Below are 14685 nucleotides of genomic sequence, written 5' to 3' on the forward strand. Positions count from 1 at the left end.
TCGGGCCGGCGAACGGAGCGATCCGATTCCCCATTCCCGATTCCCCATTCACAGCTCAAAGAGGACACGGACATGGCGCATTTCGAACTGATTGAAAAGATGGCACCCAACGCGGTAATCAAGGTGGTCGGCGTGGGCGGCGGCGGCGGCAACGCGGTCGCGCACATGGTCAGCAGCAGCGTGGACGGCGTGGAGTTCATCACCGCCAACACCGACTCGCAGGCGATCAAGAACTGCGGCGCCAAGCTGCAGCTGCAGCTCGGCACCAACGTCACCAAGGGCCTGGGCGCCGGCGCGAACCCGGAGGTTGGTCGTCAAGCAGCCCTGGAAGACCGCGAACGCATCATGGACGCGCTGCAGGGCGCGGACATGGTGTTTATCACCGCCGGGATGGGCGGCGGCACCGGCACCGGCGCCGCCCCCGTGGTCGCGCAGCTGGCCAAGGAGATGGGCATCCTGACCGTGGCCGTGGTCACCAAGCCGTTCCCGTTCGAAGGCCGCCGGCGCATGCAGGTGGCGCTGAAGGGCATCGAGGAACTGAGCCAGCATTGCGACTCGCTGATCACCATCCCGAATGAAAAACTGATCACCGTGCTCGGCCGCAACGCCACCATGATCCAGGCGTTCCGCGCCGCCAACGACGTGCTGCAGGGCGCGGTGCAGGGCATCGCCGATTTGATCGTGCGTCCGGGCCTGATCAACGTCGACTTCGCCGACGTGCGCACGGTGATGTCGGAAATGGGCCTGGCGATGATGGGCACCGGCTCGGCCCGCGGCGACGACCGCGCGCAGGCCGCGGCCGAAGCGGCGATCCAGAACCCGCTGCTGGACGACGTCAACCTGGCCGGCGCCAACGGCATCCTGGTCAACATCACCGCCGGTCCGGACTTCACCATGGCCGAGTTCGACGAGATCGGCCGCACCATCGAAGGTTTCGCCTCGGAAGACGCGACCGTCGTGGTCGGCACCGTGCTCGACCCGGACATGCAGGACGAAGTGCGCGTGACCGTGGTCGCCACCGGCCTGAACCGTGCCGTGTCGCGCCAGACCCAGCGTCCGGAGCAGCGCGCGCCGATCAAGCTGGTGCGCAACGCCACCACCGGGCAGCCGGAATTCGGCGACTTCGAGCATGGCGGCGACGCCGTGTCCAAGGCGGTCGGCGGGGCGATGGGCCTGGGCCTGCGGCGTCCGAGCAGCGATGCGATGGGCGCGTCCGCGCCGGCACCGGCGGCGGCCGATCTGCCGAACGATTACCTGGACATTCCTGCGTTCCTGCGCCGCCAGGCCGACTGATGCCGTCCCTGGCGCGACAGTGCGGCTTGCGGATGGCCCAGCCTGGCCATCCATGGCCAGGCGCGGGTCCGCGTGCGAAGCAGTGCTTCGCAAGCACGCCGCCCGCCCTGCGCCGCCAGGCCGACTGACGCCTCGCCAGGCCGGGCTCTGCGCCGCCCGCAACACCGCCGATCGGGAGAGTGTTCGCCTGCTCGGCGCGCCGTGTCCTTTGCTGCCGGGTCGCCTCGACCCGGCAGGTTTTTGCGACCCCGACGCCGGCATCCGCCAGCGTTGCGCAAATGGGACGCTGTGACCGTATTGTTAAAATTTGGCTAAGCGCGTGATATTCTCAATCCCGTTCAGTTCCCGTCTGAGCGGACGTTCCCAGACTGCCTCCCATGACCCAGCAACGCACCCTCAAGAACACGATCCGCGCCACCGGCGTCGGCCTGCATAGCGGCAACAAGGTATACATGACGCTGCGCCCGGCGCCCGCCGACCACGGCATCGTGTTCCGGCGCGTGGATCTGGAGCCGGTGGTGGAAGTGCCGGCCGCTGCCGAGCTGGTCACCGAGACCACGCTGTGCACCGGGCTGAGCCGCGGCGAGGCCAAGATCCAGACGGTGGAGCACCTGATGTCGGCGATGGCCGGCCTCGGCGTGGACAACGCCATCGTCGAGCTGTCCTCGGCCGAGCTGCCGATCATGGACGGTTCCTCCGGCCCGTTCGTGTTCCTGCTGCAGTCCGCGGGCATCGTCGAGCAGGGCAAGCCCAAGCGCTTCATCCGCATCAAGCGTCCGGTGGAAGTGCGCGACGGCGACAAGATCGCCCGCTTCGACCCGTACGACGGCTACAAGCTGGGCTTCACCATCCAGTTCGACCACCCGATGATCCCGGCCAAGCAGTCGCGCCAGGAGATCGAGTTCTCGACCATGGCCTACATCAAGGAAATCTCCCGCGCGCGCACCTTCGGCTTCATGCGCGACCTGGAATACATGCGCGAGCGCAACCTGGGCCTGGGCGGGTCGATGGACAACGCCATCGTGCTCGACGAGTTCCGCGTGCTCAACGACGACGGCCTGCGCTACGCCGACGAGTTCGTGCGGCACAAGATCCTCGATGCGATCGGCGACCTGTACCTGGCCGGCGGCGCCATCCTCGGCGCCTACGAAGGCTACAAATCCGGCCATGCGCTGAACAACAAACTGGTGCGCGCGCTGCTCGCCGAGCAGGCGGCGTGGGAGTGGGTGAGCTTCGATGCCGGCGCGATGCCGGCGCCGGTCGCCTACGGGGCCGTGGCTTACGCCTGAAGTTTCGCGCCCCGCAACCGGGGCCGTCCGGGATCACGGAATGGGCGATGCGTCGCGCCTTTGGCCCGTCTTAACTTCCATTTAACGAATCGGTAACGACCTCGAGGCCGGCGCCCGCTAGGATGCGTCGGGTTGTGACGTGCGTGTCTACGACCGCAGACCGCCGCGGCCGGAGGCCGTGGAAGCTTCAGGCGTCGTGGAGTCGACGTCCTGCAAGGATGCCAGCGCGTCGCGCAATCCCTTCTGCGTCGCCGCGGAGACCGGTGCTGGCTTGTTTCTTGCCTGCTGCATTGGGGAATGCGCAGGTGCAGTGGCAATCTTGACGGTCACCCTGGTGGCCTTCAGCCCGAGGGACCGGGCCGCAGCGAGGATATCGGCCTCGGCGAGCCTGACCCGGGCATGCCAGACCGGAGAATCAACCAGAAAAACGAGCTGTTCGCCGTTCACATTGGCCAACCGGCAACGGGAGGCCAGGTTCGGCGGCAGATGGGGGCGCAACTGTCGGTCCAGCGCATCGAGCCACAAGGCACGCCGCAACGGGTCGCCCACCTTGTCTGCCAATGCGGCGTCCAACGCCGGCATCGGCACGGTGGTATGGCCCTCGCCGGACTTTCGCTTAGACATGAAAACTCATATGGCGTTTAAAAAGATCGTAATCAATTCGCGTGAAAAGGGGATCAAGAACCTGCCGTGGCGGCTGCGCGAGTTCGCCGACCGGCGTCCCCTGGCCATGCTGGGCGCGGTGCTCGGCGTGGGCATGGTACTCGGCATCGGTGTCAGCGCCGCGACCGGCCTGGTCGGCTCGGCGCAGTTGCGGGCCAAGGTGCAACGGCAGGACGCGGAGCTGGCGCAGGTGCGCCGCGACGCGCAGACCCAGGTCAACGCGCTGGCCGCGCGGCTGGGCGAACTGCAGGCGCAGGCCACCCGGCTGAACGCACTCGGCGAACGCCTGACCCGCATGGGCAAGCTGCAGGACGGCGAATTCGACTTCGAGCAGCCGGTCGGCGTCGGTGGCGGCGACGATGAGGTCAGCCAGGACATGCCGGCGCCGCAGCTGGGCAAGGAACTGGACGGGCTGCAGCAGCAGTTCGCCACCTCCGGCCAGCAGCTGTCGGTGCTCGAATCGCTGCTGTTCGACCACCAGCTCGACCAGAACGCGGTGCCGTCGCGGATGCCGATCCGCAACAGCTACATCACCTCCGGTTTCGGCGGCCGCGCCGATCCGTTCGGCCGTGGCGCCGGCAACCACAAGGGCATCGACTTCCACGCCAACGTCGGCGATCCGGTGCTGGCCGTGGCCGACGGCGTGGTCAGCTACTCGGGCGTGCGCGGCGGCTACGGCAACGTGGTCGATGTCGATCACGGCAACGGCTATGTCACCCGCTACGCGCACAATTCGCGGCTGTCGGTGAAGGTCGGCGATCTGGTGCGGGTCGGCCAGGAAGTGGCCAAGGCCGGCTCCACCGGCCGTTCCAACGGCGCGCACGTGCATTTCGAGGTCTGGAAGGACGGCGTGGTGATGAATCCGGCCAAGTTCCTCGGCGACGGCGCCACCCCGGTGGGCCGCCGCGGCCGCGGCTGAGTGCGGCCGCGCTTGGAGCGGCAATGCCGGCGCTTGAATCGTCGGAGCCCGCCCCAAGCTACAATGCGCTTTGCCACGACAGGGCGCCTCGCGCCCTGTTTCGTTTGCGGCCCCGCCGATTCCCTGGGGGATTGGGCCGTACGGGCGTTCCTTTCCAACCGGTTCCTTCAATGATCAACAGTCTGCTTACTCGCGTTTTCGGTAGCCGCAACGAACGCCAGCTGCGTCAGCTCCACCGTATCGTCGCCAAGGTCAATGCGCTGGAGCCGGAGATGGAGCAGCTCTCCGACGCGCAGCTGCAGGCCAAGACCCCGGAACTGCGCGGGCGCATCGCCGGCGGCGAGAGCCTGGACAAGGTGCTGGCGGAAGCGTTCGCGGTGTGCCGCGAGGCCAGCCGCCGCGTGCTCGGCATGCGCCATTACGACGTGCAGCTGATCGGCGGCATGGTCCTGCACCTGGGCAAGATCGCGGAAATGCGCACCGGCGAAGGCAAGACCCTGGTGGCGACGCTGCCGGTGTACCTCAACGCGCTGGAAGACAAGGGCGTGCACGTGGTCACCGTCAACGACTATCTGGCGCGCCGCGACGCCGCGCAGATGGGCCGGCTGTACAACTGGCTGGGGCTGAGCGTGGGCGTGGTCTATCCGGGCATGCCGCACGGCGACAAGCACGCCGCCTATGCCGCCGACATCACCTACGGCACCAACAACGAATTCGGCTTCGACTACCTGCGCGACAACATGGCGCTGTCCAAGGCCGACCGCTACCAGCGCGGCCTGAACTACGCCATCGTCGACGAAGTGGACTCGATCCTGATCGACGAGGCGCGCACCCCGCTGATCATCTCCGGCCCGGCCGACGATTCGCCGGAGCTGTACATCCGCGTCAACCGCATCGTGCCGCAGCTGAGCAAGCAGGAGTCGGAGGAGGGCGAGGGCGATTTCTGGGTCGACGAGAAGGGCAAGCAGGTGCACCTGTCCGAGGCGGGCATGGAGCACGCCGAAGAACTGCTGCGCGCGGCCGGCATCCTGAGCAACGACGAGGACCGCCTGTACGGCGCGCAGAACCTCAGCGTGGTGCATCACCTCAACGCCGCGCTGCGCGCGCATGCGATCTACCAGCGCGACGTGGACTACATCGTGCGCGACGGCGAAGTGGTCATCGTCGACGAATTCACCGGACGCACGCTGCCGGGCCGGCGCTGGTCCGACGGCCTGCACCAGGCGGTGGAGGCGAAGGAAGGCGTGCCGGTGCAGCGCGAGAACCAGACGCTGGCCAGCATCACCTTCCAGAACCTGTTCCGCATGTACCAGAAGCTGTCCGGCATGACCGGGACGGCCGACACCGAAGCCTACGAATTCCAGAGCATCTACAACCTGGAAGTGGTGGTGATCCCGACCAACCGCCCGACCATCCGCAAGGACTGGCCGGATCAGGTGTTCCTCAACCGCCAGGGCAAGTTCAACGCGGTGCTCGCCGACATCGAGGATTGCGCCAAGCGCGGTCAGCCGGTGCTGGTCGGCACCACCTCGATCGAGACCTCGGAGATGCTGTCCGAGCACCTGCGCAAGGCCGGGGTCAGGCACGAGGTGCTCAACGCCAAGCAGCACGAGCGCGAGGCGCAGATCGTCGCCAACGCCGGCCAGCCGGGCGCGGTGACCATCGCCACCAACATGGCCGGCCGCGGTACCGACATCGTGCTCGGCGGCTCGCTGGAAGCCGAGCTGCAGGCGCTGGGCGAGGACCTGAGCGAGGCCGAGCGCGCACGTCTGAAGGCGGCCTGGCAGGAGCGCCACGACGCGGTCAAGGCCGCCGGCGGTTTGCACATCATCGGCACCGAGCGCCACGAGTCGCGGCGTATCGACAACCAGCTGCGCGGCCGTTCCGGCCGCCAGGGCGATCCGGGTTCCTCGCGCTTCTACCTGTCGCTGGAAGACAACCTGATTCGCATCTTTGGTGGTGAACGCGTTGTGAAGATGATGCGTTTCATGGGTATGAAAGAGGACGACGTCATTGAAGACAAGATGGTTTCTCGTGTTATCGAGAATTCGCAACGCAAAGTAGAAGCTCATAATTTTGACATCCGCAAGAACCTGCTCGACTTCGACGACGTCAACAACGACCAGCGCAAGGTGATCTACGCGCAGCGCGACGAACTGCTCGACGCCGAGTCGGTCAAGGACAACGTCGATGGCATCCGCGACGACGTGATCTACGACCTGGTGGCGCGCTTCGTGCCGCCGAACTCTGTCGACGGGCAGTGGGACCTGCCGGGCCTGGAAGCGACCCTGTCCAGCGACCTGGGCCTGCCGCTGTCGCTGACCGACCTGGTCAAGCGCCACGAGGAACTGGATGCGGCCGGCATCGCCGAGAAGGTGCGCGAGGAAGTCGATCGCCACTTCCAGGAGAAGGAATCGGCCGTCGGCGGCGAGACCATGCGTGCGCTGGAGAAGCACGTGATGCTGACCGTGCTCGACCAGAGCTGGAAGGAGCATCTGGCGCGCATGGACTACCTGCGCCAGGGCATCCACCTGCGCGGTTACGCGCAGAAGCAGCCCAAGCAGGAATACAAGAAGGAAGCCTTCGAACTATTCTCGGAGATGCTCGAGCACGCCAAGCGCGAGGTGGTGACCTTGCTGGCGCGCGTGCGCATCCGCAGCGAGGAAGAAGTGGCGGCGCTGGAAGCGCAGGAACGGCAGCAGATGGAGGCGCAGCTGCGCCAGGCGCAGTTCCAGCACCAGGACGCCGGCGGCTACAGCGCCGAGGAGGAAGCCGAACAGTTGGCACTGGGCGCCAACCCGCCGCAGGTGGCGCAGGTCACCCGCGAGGCGCCCAAGGTCGGCCGCAACGATCCGTGCCCGTGCGGCAGCGGCAAGAAGTACAAGCATTGCCATGGGCAGTTGAGCTAGGAGCGCTGTTGCGCAATCGCGCAACAGCCCCACGTTTGGCTTCGCAAAACGTGGGCCCCGGCTCATCACTCCCCAAAACCCCGCGCCTATCGGCGCGCCCCCTTTACTAAAGGGGGCTGTGCTCCAGATGGGGTGCGCTGATTGGTCAAAACCTTGTATCAATGGCCCCGCCTTGCGCGGGGCGTTTTGTTTGCGGGGAAGGCTGGGGGCGTGCGCGCCGGCGTGGCGTGGCGCGCGTTCTGCGGGTAGGGTGCCGGGTGTCGCCATTGCCGTTGGGTGCATGCCGTGGAGCCTTCCGCCAGTCTTGAATTGAAGGTGTTCGTGCCGGCGCGCGACTATGCGCTGTCCGTGCAGTTCTATCGGGAGGTGGGGTTCGTGCCCGAGGAGATCGATCCGGGGCTGACCTGCTTCCGCCATGGCGAGCGCTGTGCGTTCCTGCTGCAGGATTTCTACGAGCAGGGGCTGGCGCACAACCTGATGCTGCATCTGTGGGTGGAGGATGCCGATGCCTGGTGGCGGCGGCTCGACGCTGCCGATCTGGCCGGCCGCTACGGTGCGCGCGTCGGCGTGCCGGAGGATCGGCCCTGGGGCATGCGCGACTTCACCCTGCACGATCCGGGCGGGGTGCTGTGGCGGATCGGCCACGCTCTGGCGAGCTGAGCGTGGCATCGGCGTCCCCGCTGGCGCCGGTGCTGCCGTTCTGTGGCGTCCCATGCATGGCCGCATGTGGTTGGTTGCGACGTTGCTGGCGCGTCGTCCAGAGCCGTCTCCGCGCCGCGCGCTGGCCGGGGACGCACGCAGCGCTGCGCTGACGCGCGGGTCGGCGGCGATGTGAATCGCGTTCATTGCGTTGGCACCGCCGAAGACGGCAAGCTTGCGCCATGTCCGAACCGCTCAGATCCATCCATGTCGTCGCCGGGGTCATCACCGATGCCCGCGGCCGTATCCTGCTGACCCGGCGTACCGAGGGCCGCGACCTCGCCGGCCTGTGGGAGTTCCCCGGCGGCAAGCGCGAGCCGGGCGAGACCTCCGAGCAGGCCCTGGTGCGCGAACTGCAGGAGGAGCTGGGCATCGAGGCGACGGTCGGTGCGCAGCTGATGGAGGTGCCGCAGCGCTATCCGGACAAGCGGCTGCGCCTGGAGATGCGCCGGGTGCTGTCGTGGAAGGGCAACGCGCGCGGTCGCGAAGGCCAGGCGCTGACCTGGGTGGTGCCGGACAAGCTGGGTCGCTACGCGATGCCGCCAGCCGACCAGCCGGTGGTGGCGATGCTGCGCCAGCCCGATCGCTACCTGGTGACGCCGGAGCCGGTCGCCCCCGAGCGCTGGCTGGCGGCGCTGGAGCGCGCGCTGCAAGGCGGCGTGCAGCGCGTGCAGCTGCGTGCGCGCAGCCTGCCGGCGGCGCAATGGCAGCCGCTGGCGCGGGCCGCGGCGGCGCTGTGCGCGGCGCGCGGCGCGCAGGTGCTGGTCAATCGCGATCTGGCGCTGGCGCGGGAATTGGGCGTTGGCGTACACCTCGGCGCGGAGCAACTGCTGCAGTACCAGGCGCGGCCGTTGCCGCCCGGGCACTGCGTCGCCGCGTCCTGCCATAGCGTGGCGGAACTGCAGGCGGCGCAGCGGCTCGGCTGCGACTTCGCCGTGGTCGGCCCGCTGGCGGCCACCGCCAGCCATCCCGGCGCGGTGACGCTGGGCTGGGGTGCCTTCGAACGCCTGCGCGAGGAAGTGGCGCTGCCGCTGTACCCGATCGGCGGCCTGCTGCCGGCGCAGGTGGCCGAAGCGCGCCGCCATGGCGGCCAGGGCATCGCCGCGATCCGCGGCCTGTGGCCGGTGGAAGTGGACGCGGCCTGAGCGGGGTGCGGCGCCGTCGATCGCCGCCTGCTGCGCGATGCAAAGGCGTTGCCGGCTTGACGCATGCCGATAGTGCCCGTGCGTGCGCAGCGCAGCACATGTTCCGATCGAGACGCCATAGTTGTGCGACTTCAGTCGCGACGGGCATTACCGGCACGGCTCGTTGTGACCGACGTCGCCCACACGACGCCCGGCCGGCTGCAAAGCGCCGCCTCGGAAAGGCGCTAGAAACTGATCCAGAAGCAGTTGTACTGCCGGCGCAGGCCCAGCACGGTCGAGGTCGGCGTCGCGCTGCCGCCGAGGGTCTGCTCCAGGCGCAAGCCGGTCGCGCGTGCGCGCGGCGGTGTAGCGCTGTCGCCGGACGCGGCGTCGGTCGATGCCTGCGCTGTCGCAGGCGTGGGGCTGGATATGCGTCGCTCTGCAGTGGCCAAGGCGTCGGCCGCGGAGGACGCGGCTGGCGGGTAAGCCGCCGGTTCCGGCAGCACCGGTACGATCGCGACCAGCGGCCGTTGGACGATCGCATCGAGGCGGTCGAGGATGCGCCGCGCCGCGTCGTCCGAGACGCCGTTCCACCAATACAGCGTGGACAGGCGATTGACGTCGCGCGCGTCCACCGCGGTGCGGATCTGCTGCGCCAGTTCGCTGAGCCGGCGCACGCACTGCGGCCGGTACAGGCCGCTGGCGCCCTCGCTGGCCGCGCTGGGCGCGGCGCGCGGCGGCAGCCGGTCGATCGCGCCAAGGTCTTCGCAGCGGCGATCGCTGAACACCGTGGCGCCGTCGGCGCCGGTGCAGCGATTGACCTTCTGCGCGACGGCGGGCGCGGCGCACAGGCAGAGCAACAGCAGGATCGACGAAGGCGCGCGCATCGCGCCAGCCTAGCCGCAGGCCTGGCGTCTGGGAAGCTGCCGAAGGTACAGGCGAAGGCAACAGCGCGGGCGAGGCATGGGGCGCGCGGTTAGGGCATCGGTCCCGATCCTTCGCGAGGGCAGGGTGCCTGGCTGCTTCGCTCGTCGCGACTGAAGTCGCTCCCACAGGGGCATAGGCGAGGCGCCAAGGCTCCTGTAGGAGGGGCTTCAGCCCAGACCGGTTCCGAAGCCAGCCGAGGTTCCCATTCCGTTTGTCGCGGTTGAAGTTGCTCCTACAGGGACGTCGGCAAGGCGAAGCGCCAAGGCTCTTGCAGGGGGCTTCAGTCCCAACCGGTTCCGAAGCCAGTCAAGCTTCCGATTCCGTTTGTCGCGGCTGAAGTTGCTCCTACAAGGAGCTCTGCGAGGCGCCGCGCAGAGGCTTCTTGTGGGAGGGACTTTAGTCCCGACGCTATACGCCATCGAGTGGTCTGCCGCCTCGCCGATTGCCGCCCCCGCACCGCAGGCACGCGCGCCGGGCGCGGATGGCGCTTACGCCAAACGCGACAGCACGCTGGTGGTGGGCTTGGCCAGGTTGAGCGTGTAGAAGTGCAGCGACGGCGCGCCGCCAGCGAGCAGGCGTGCGCACAGCGCCGCGACCAGGTCGGCGCCGAATTCGCGAATCGCGTCGGCATCGTCGCCATGGGCCTGCATGCGCTTGCCGATCCAGCGCGGGATCTCCGCGCCGCATTGCTCGGAGAAACGCCGCAGCTGGCTGAAGTTGGAGATCGGCATGATCCCCGGCACGATCGGGATCTGCACGCCGAGCTTGCGCACCGCATCGACGAAATGGAAATACGCGTCGGCGTTGTAGAAATACTGGGTGATCGCGCCATCGGCGCCGGCCTCGACCTTGGCCTTGAAGTGGCGCAGGTCGCTCAGCGCGTCGCTGGCCTGCGGATGCGTCTCCGGATAGGCGCCGACCTCCAGGTGGAAGGCGTCGCCGTGCTCGGCGCGGATGAAGGCGATCAGGTCCGCGGCGTAGCGCAGGTCGCCGGGATGGCCCATGCCCGAGGGCAGGTCGCCGCGCAGCGCGACCAGGCGCCGGCAGCCGATCGCGCGGTACAGCTTGAGCAGTTCGCGGATCTCTTCGCGGCTGCCGCCCACGCACGACAGGTGCGGTGCCGCCTCGAAGCCATGATGCTGCTTGAGGTGGCGCACCGTCTCGGAGGTGTAGCTCAGGGTCGAGCCGCCGGCGCCGAAGGTGCACGACACGTACTCCGGTGCGTAGGTCTTCAGGCGCGCGGCGGTGCGGTCCAGCTGCGCACGCTGTTCGTCGGTCTTGGGCGGGTAGAACTCGAAACTGATGGCGGTCATGGGCGCGGCGCGTCAGGTGATGCGTAGAGTATATCTCTTCATCCGGATGGATGTGAAATTTGGATGGGCGTCCGGCGGGCGTATTTGCCCGGCTGCGAGGCCTGGCGGCCGCAGCACCGCGCTGCCCGGATAGTTCAGGTCCGGGCGCGTCGCCGCCTCGTTGGCCATGTGGTTGAGCGCCACGTCGGCATGGGTTTCCACGCCGACATCGGCCGGCGCCTGCACCATGCTGGCGAAATCCTCGGTGGCGCCGAGCGGGTGGTCGATCACGCGCATGTCCTGCGGTTGATAGCGCGCCCACCAGGCGCTGCCCTGCGAGCGATAGGCCGGCGCCACCATCACCTTGCGATAGCCGGCCGCGGCGATACAGCAATGCGGAAGCCGTGGCGGCCGGCCGCGCGCGCTGCGCCGTCGCGGCCTGCGCTGCGCGGTTGTCGCGGCCTTGCGGAGCGATGCAAACGCATGCCGGTATCGATGCGCGATGCGGAATATGCAGGACCTGCCCATCGATCCGCCATGACGCTGCGGATACGCAATGCCTGGCGTTTGCCGATGCTAAAGTCGTCGGCCTCATCGACACACGCGGAGCCGCACGATGCCATCCGATGCTTTCTATCCGATCGGCATTCCCGGTACGCCCTGGGGGCCAGCGGAAAGGGCGCTCTGGCTGTCGCGGCAACGACGCCAGCGCAGCTATCGGCAAGACGTGGTGGCGGCGATCGAACGCCTGCGCGGGCAGCTGGACAGCATGGAGTACGGCGCGCTGGATTACGCTGGAGAGCGCTATCCGCTGCTGGCGTTGCGCAGCCGCGCATGGCACGAGGTACTGCCGTGCATGCTGGTGACCGGCGGCGTGCATGGCTACGAAACCAGCGGCGTGCATGGCGCGCTGCAGTTCGCCGAACGCCACGCGCCGACTACGCCGGCCGCGCCAACCTGCTGGTGGCGCCGTGCGTGAGCCCATGGGCCTACGAGCGCATCCATCGCTGGAACGCGGACGCCATCGATCCCAACCGCTCGTTCCGCGAGGGCAGCCCGGTGCAGGAATCGGCCGCGCTGCTGCGGCTGGTCGCGCCGCTGCGCGGGCGCATCGCGATGCACATCGATCTGCACGAGACCACCGACAGCGACGAATCCGAGTTCCGGCCGGCGCTGGCCGCGCGCGACGGCGCCGCCTATGTGCCCGATGGCATTCCCGACGGCTTCTACCTGGTCGGCGACAGCGACAACCCGCAGCCGGCGTTCCAGCAGGCGGTGATGGCGGCGGTGGCGCAGGTCACGCATATCGCGCCGGCCGATGCGCAGGGCAGGCTCATCGGCTCGCCGGTGGTGGCGCATGGGGTCATCCACTATCCGGTGAAGCAACTTGGGCTGTGCGCAGGCATCAGCGATGCGCGCTACACCACGACCACCGAGGTCTATCCCGATAGTCCGACCGCCACGCCGGAGCAGTGCAATGCCGCGCAGCTGGCGGCGATTCGTGCCGCGATCGACTATGCGTTGGCGCATCCGCAGTCGGCGCCAGATGTGGAGGAGGGTACATGCTGCGTGTTGGCGCGATGGCAGGCAGCGCAGCGCCACGACCGCTTTTCTGTAGCAGGGGTTTCAACCCCGACGCTCTACCGGTAAGGCGTCGGGGTTGAAACCCCTCCCACAGAAGGCAAAGCGGAAGAATCAGCGCTGCCGGTCGGTTCCAATGGCATGCGCCGGCCACGGTGTCCATCGCCCACCGAGCGCGCTACGCTTGCCCGCTCCTCGTGCCCGTCCCCGCCATGTCCATCGTCCTCACCCCCTTCGCCCGCACCCGCCTGTTCCCGCGCGACGCTCGCCGCAACGCGATCCAGGACTGCACTCCGGAACAGTTCGAGCGCCAACTCAACGACGCCACGCCGCTCCGGGTGCTGGACGGCTACGCGCCGTTCTGCAAGCTGCACGTGCATCCCAACTGGACCTCCACCCGCTGCCTGACCGTGCCGATCACCGAGGCCAATCGCCAGCTGCTGCGTTCCGGCTACGAAGCGCGCAGCAGGGAGGAATTGCCGGTGCTGGTGCGCTGGTTCGAAGGCGTCGAGCCGCCGGTTGCCGCGTACCTGCTGCCGATCCTCTACAGCCGCGAGCAACTGGCGCGCGAGGGCGCGCCGATCGAGGCCGACTGGGGCGTGGTCGGTTGCCTCTACACCGCCGAGCCGCAGGAGATCCCGATGGCGCCGATCACCATGCTGCGCAACGCGCTGGGCGTGGAGGAGGGCGGCTCGGGCGTGGCGCTGGATCGCGATGCCTACCGGCGCAGTGTGGCGTTCTGGGAACGCAATGCGAATTGGCGGCCATAGCCGCGCCCGATTCGGCACTGGTTTGGACGGATTGTCGTCGCCGGTTAGTGCTGTACGTGATAAGCCCGCTGAACTCTGCCGTCGGCGTATTCGACGTAGAGCCAATCGAAGTCGATGCGCAGGCCGCTGCACATTCCAAGATCGTATTTCGCGATCTCGCCCCGCATGTCCTGAGGATTGCCGAGCGCGGCTTCCACGGCGGACTTCGGCTGGCCCGGGCGAGCGATCCCGGCGATGATGTCGTTCGCCATGCGCCCACGCACGCATTTCCCTTCTTCTTCGTCCGATGTCGCCAGGCCGGCGCGCCAACGCGCAGCATCGAACGCTTCGGCAGAGAACGGACGGCTATGCATCCACCAAGTCATTAGCGGTTTGTAGCCTGCGATGGCGGCGATGGCCAGGGCGGCGATGCAGCCCAGGCCCGCCGCGAGCCAGTGGCGTTTCAGCATGGGTCTTTGCGCCTGATGCGGGGGATGGCGGCAACGTGACGAAGCGGTTCCGGCGACGTGCCCTCGATGCGCGGGTGTCACTTTTCGGTGAGTGCCAGCTTCGCTCCAAGCCCGGCAAAGGCTGCGGCAAACCCATAGCGCAGCCAGCCTTGCACGCGAGTGGAATCTACGACCCGCCTGCGGAAGGCATGCGCGACCAAGCCGTAGACAACAAAAACGGCGAAGGTCATGGCCATGAAGATCGCACTCAAAAGAAGCAGCTGCATGAGCGGTCGGTCGGCGCCGGGTTCGACGAACTGGGGCAGGAACGCCAAAAAGAAGATGGTCAGCTTCGGGTTCAAAATGTTGAGCAGGAAGGCTTTGGCAACCAAGCCGGTTGTGGAAGTCCTGGGCATGGTTTCGTCTACTGCAAACGCGGACTTGTCGCGCCAGGTCGCGTATGCCACGTAGAACAAATACGCGACGCCCGCGTACTTGAGCGTTTGAAAGGCCAGCGCGCTGGCATGCATGACCGCCGCCAGACCAAGCACCGTCGCCATGAGGTGTGGAAGGATCCCGGCGGTACATCCTAGCGCTGCGTAAATGCTGGCCTTGCGACCTTGGACGATGCCCGTCGACACGGTGTAAATGACGCCGGTGCCGGGGATCAGTACGACCACGAGCGAAGTGACGAGGAACTCGAGGCTGATCATGGACGCTCCGTGCTGAGAATCTGCGTGGTGACGAGTAAGGTGCCGCGAAACCCGACGCCTGACAATCGGCACGTAATC

General features: G+C 67.6%; 12 protein-coding genes and 2 pseudogenes. 8 read left to right on the forward strand and 6 right to left on the reverse strand.

Going from position 1 to position 14685, the window contains the following annotated elements:
- Positions 1 to 72: 72 nt before the first annotated feature.
- Positions 73 to 1293: a cell division protein FtsZ gene (gene ftsZ / locus FZ025_RS13440; protein WP_046979230.1), complete on the forward strand. Its 1221-nt coding sequence runs from the start codon at positions 73 to 75 to the stop codon at positions 1291 to 1293.
- A 377-nt stretch (positions 1294 to 1670) separates the two neighbouring features.
- On the forward strand, positions 1671 to 2582 hold the full coding sequence (gene lpxC / locus FZ025_RS13445) for a UDP-3-O-acyl-N-acetylglucosamine deacetylase (RefSeq protein WP_046979231.1): 912 nt from the start codon (positions 1671 to 1673) through the stop codon (positions 2580 to 2582).
- A 147-nt stretch (positions 2583 to 2729) separates the two neighbouring features.
- Here the strand turns inward: lpxC and FZ025_RS13450 are convergent, their stop codons facing one another.
- A complete protein-coding gene (locus tag FZ025_RS13450) occupies positions 2730 to 3206 on the reverse strand; it encodes a DciA family protein (protein ID WP_046979232.1) in 477 nt (158 codons plus the stop codon).
- A 10-nt stretch (positions 3207 to 3216) separates the two neighbouring features.
- On the opposite strand from FZ025_RS13450, the gene FZ025_RS13455 reads away from it, so the two are divergent.
- From FZ025_RS13455 to FZ025_RS13470, 4 genes are all read left to right on the forward strand, one after another.
- Positions 3217 to 4164: a peptidoglycan DD-metalloendopeptidase family protein gene (locus FZ025_RS13455; RefSeq protein WP_046979233.1), complete on the forward strand. Its 948-nt coding sequence runs from the start codon at positions 3217 to 3219 to the stop codon at positions 4162 to 4164.
- A 170-nt stretch (positions 4165 to 4334) separates the two neighbouring features.
- Entirely contained in the window at positions 4335 to 7073 is a 2739-nt protein-coding gene (gene secA, locus FZ025_RS13460) for a preprotein translocase subunit SecA (RefSeq protein WP_046979234.1), read from the forward strand.
- 285 nt (positions 7074 to 7358) lie between these two features.
- Positions 7359 to 7733: a VOC family protein gene (locus tag FZ025_RS13465; protein WP_046979239.1), complete on the forward strand. Its 375-nt coding sequence runs from the start codon at positions 7359 to 7361 to the stop codon at positions 7731 to 7733.
- Positions 7734 to 7954: 221 nt separating this feature from the next.
- Positions 7955 to 8917 carry a Nudix family hydrolase gene (locus tag FZ025_RS13470; RefSeq protein WP_046979235.1) on the forward strand — a complete coding sequence of 321 codons (963 nt, stop codon included), beginning with the start codon at positions 7955 to 7957 and terminating at the stop codon, positions 8915 to 8917.
- A 224-nt stretch (positions 8918 to 9141) separates the two neighbouring features.
- On the opposite strand, the gene FZ025_RS13475 is transcribed toward FZ025_RS13470, so the two are convergent.
- The 3 genes and pseudogenes from FZ025_RS13475 to FZ025_RS13485 form a co-directional block, all read right to left on the reverse strand.
- The gene (locus tag FZ025_RS13475) at positions 9142 to 9783 is read right to left on the reverse strand and encodes a DUF4124 domain-containing protein (protein WP_046979236.1); all 642 of its coding nucleotides are present in this window, start codon (positions 9781 to 9783) and stop codon (positions 9142 to 9144) included.
- 528 nt (positions 9784 to 10311) lie between these two features.
- The gene (gene metF / locus FZ025_RS13480; RefSeq protein WP_046979237.1) at positions 10312 to 11136 is read right to left on the reverse strand and encodes a methylenetetrahydrofolate reductase [NAD(P)H]; all 825 of its coding nucleotides are present in this window, start codon (positions 11134 to 11136) and stop codon (positions 10312 to 10314) included.
- An 80-nt stretch (positions 11137 to 11216) separates the two neighbouring features.
- Positions 11217 to 11502 (reverse strand): annotated as a pseudogene (locus FZ025_RS13485) (alpha-amylase); the annotation flags it as partial.
- Between the two features lie 229 nt (positions 11503 to 11731).
- Here FZ025_RS13485 and FZ025_RS13490 point away from each other — a divergent pair.
- Both FZ025_RS13490 and FZ025_RS13495 read left to right on the forward strand, forming a co-directional pair.
- Positions 11732 to 12642 (forward strand): annotated as a pseudogene (locus FZ025_RS13490) (M14 family metallopeptidase); the annotation flags it as partial.
- 266 nt (positions 12643 to 12908) lie between these two features.
- Positions 12909 to 13466, forward strand: a complete 558-nt coding sequence (locus FZ025_RS13495; RefSeq protein WP_104558209.1) for a DUF3228 family protein — start codon at positions 12909 to 12911, stop codon at positions 13464 to 13466.
- Positions 13467 to 13510: 44 nt separating this feature from the next.
- Here FZ025_RS13495 and FZ025_RS13500 read toward each other — a convergent pair whose 3' ends face one another.
- Together FZ025_RS13500 and FZ025_RS13505 are read right to left on the reverse strand one after the other, a co-directional pair.
- Positions 13511 to 13915 carry a hypothetical protein gene (locus FZ025_RS13500; RefSeq protein ID WP_104558211.1) on the reverse strand — a complete coding sequence of 135 codons (405 nt, stop codon included), beginning with the start codon at positions 13913 to 13915 and terminating at the stop codon, positions 13511 to 13513.
- Positions 13916 to 13992: 77 nt separating this feature from the next.
- Positions 13993 to 14607 (reverse strand): LysE family translocator, encoded by a 615-nt coding sequence (locus FZ025_RS13505; RefSeq protein ID WP_046982063.1) that lies wholly within the window; start codon positions 14605 to 14607, stop codon positions 13993 to 13995.
- Positions 14608 to 14685 lie beyond the last annotated feature (78 nt).

Source organism: Xanthomonas hyacinthi (genome assembly GCF_009769165.1).
Lineage (GTDB): Bacteria > Pseudomonadota > Gammaproteobacteria > Xanthomonadales > Xanthomonadaceae > Xanthomonas_A > Xanthomonas_A hyacinthi.

Excerpts from the sequence above, each read along its gene's own strand:
- ftsZ (WP_046979230.1), top strand. The coding sequence starts at position 73 with ATGGCGCATTTCGAACTGATTGAAAAGATGGCACCCAACGCGGTAATC.
- lpxC (WP_046979231.1), top strand. The coding sequence starts at position 1,671 with ATGACCCAGCAACGCACCCTCAAGAACACGATCCGCGCCACCGGCGTC.
- FZ025_RS13450 (WP_046979232.1), bottom strand. The coding sequence starts at position 3,206 with ATGTCTAAGCGAAAGTCCGGCGAGGGCCATACCACCGTGCCGATGCCG.
- FZ025_RS13455 (WP_046979233.1), top strand. The coding sequence starts at position 3,217 with ATGGCGTTTAAAAAGATCGTAATCAATTCGCGTGAAAAGGGGATCAAG.
- secA (WP_046979234.1), top strand. The coding sequence starts at position 4,335 with ATGATCAACAGTCTGCTTACTCGCGTTTTCGGTAGCCGCAACGAACGC.
- FZ025_RS13470 (WP_046979235.1), top strand. The coding sequence starts at position 7,955 with ATGTCCGAACCGCTCAGATCCATCCATGTCGTCGCCGGGGTCATCACC.
- FZ025_RS13475 (WP_046979236.1), bottom strand. The coding sequence starts at position 9,783 with ATGCGCGCGCCTTCGTCGATCCTGCTGTTGCTCTGCCTGTGCGCCGCG.
- metF (WP_046979237.1), bottom strand. The coding sequence starts at position 11,136 with ATGACCGCCATCAGTTTCGAGTTCTACCCGCCCAAGACCGACGAACAG.
- FZ025_RS13495 (WP_104558209.1), top strand. The coding sequence starts at position 12,909 with ATGTCCATCGTCCTCACCCCCTTCGCCCGCACCCGCCTGTTCCCGCGC.
- FZ025_RS13500 (WP_104558211.1), bottom strand. The coding sequence starts at position 13,915 with ATGCTGAAACGCCACTGGCTCGCGGCGGGCCTGGGCTGCATCGCCGCC.
- FZ025_RS13505 (WP_046982063.1), bottom strand. The coding sequence starts at position 14,607 with ATGATCAGCCTCGAGTTCCTCGTCACTTCGCTCGTGGTCGTACTGATC.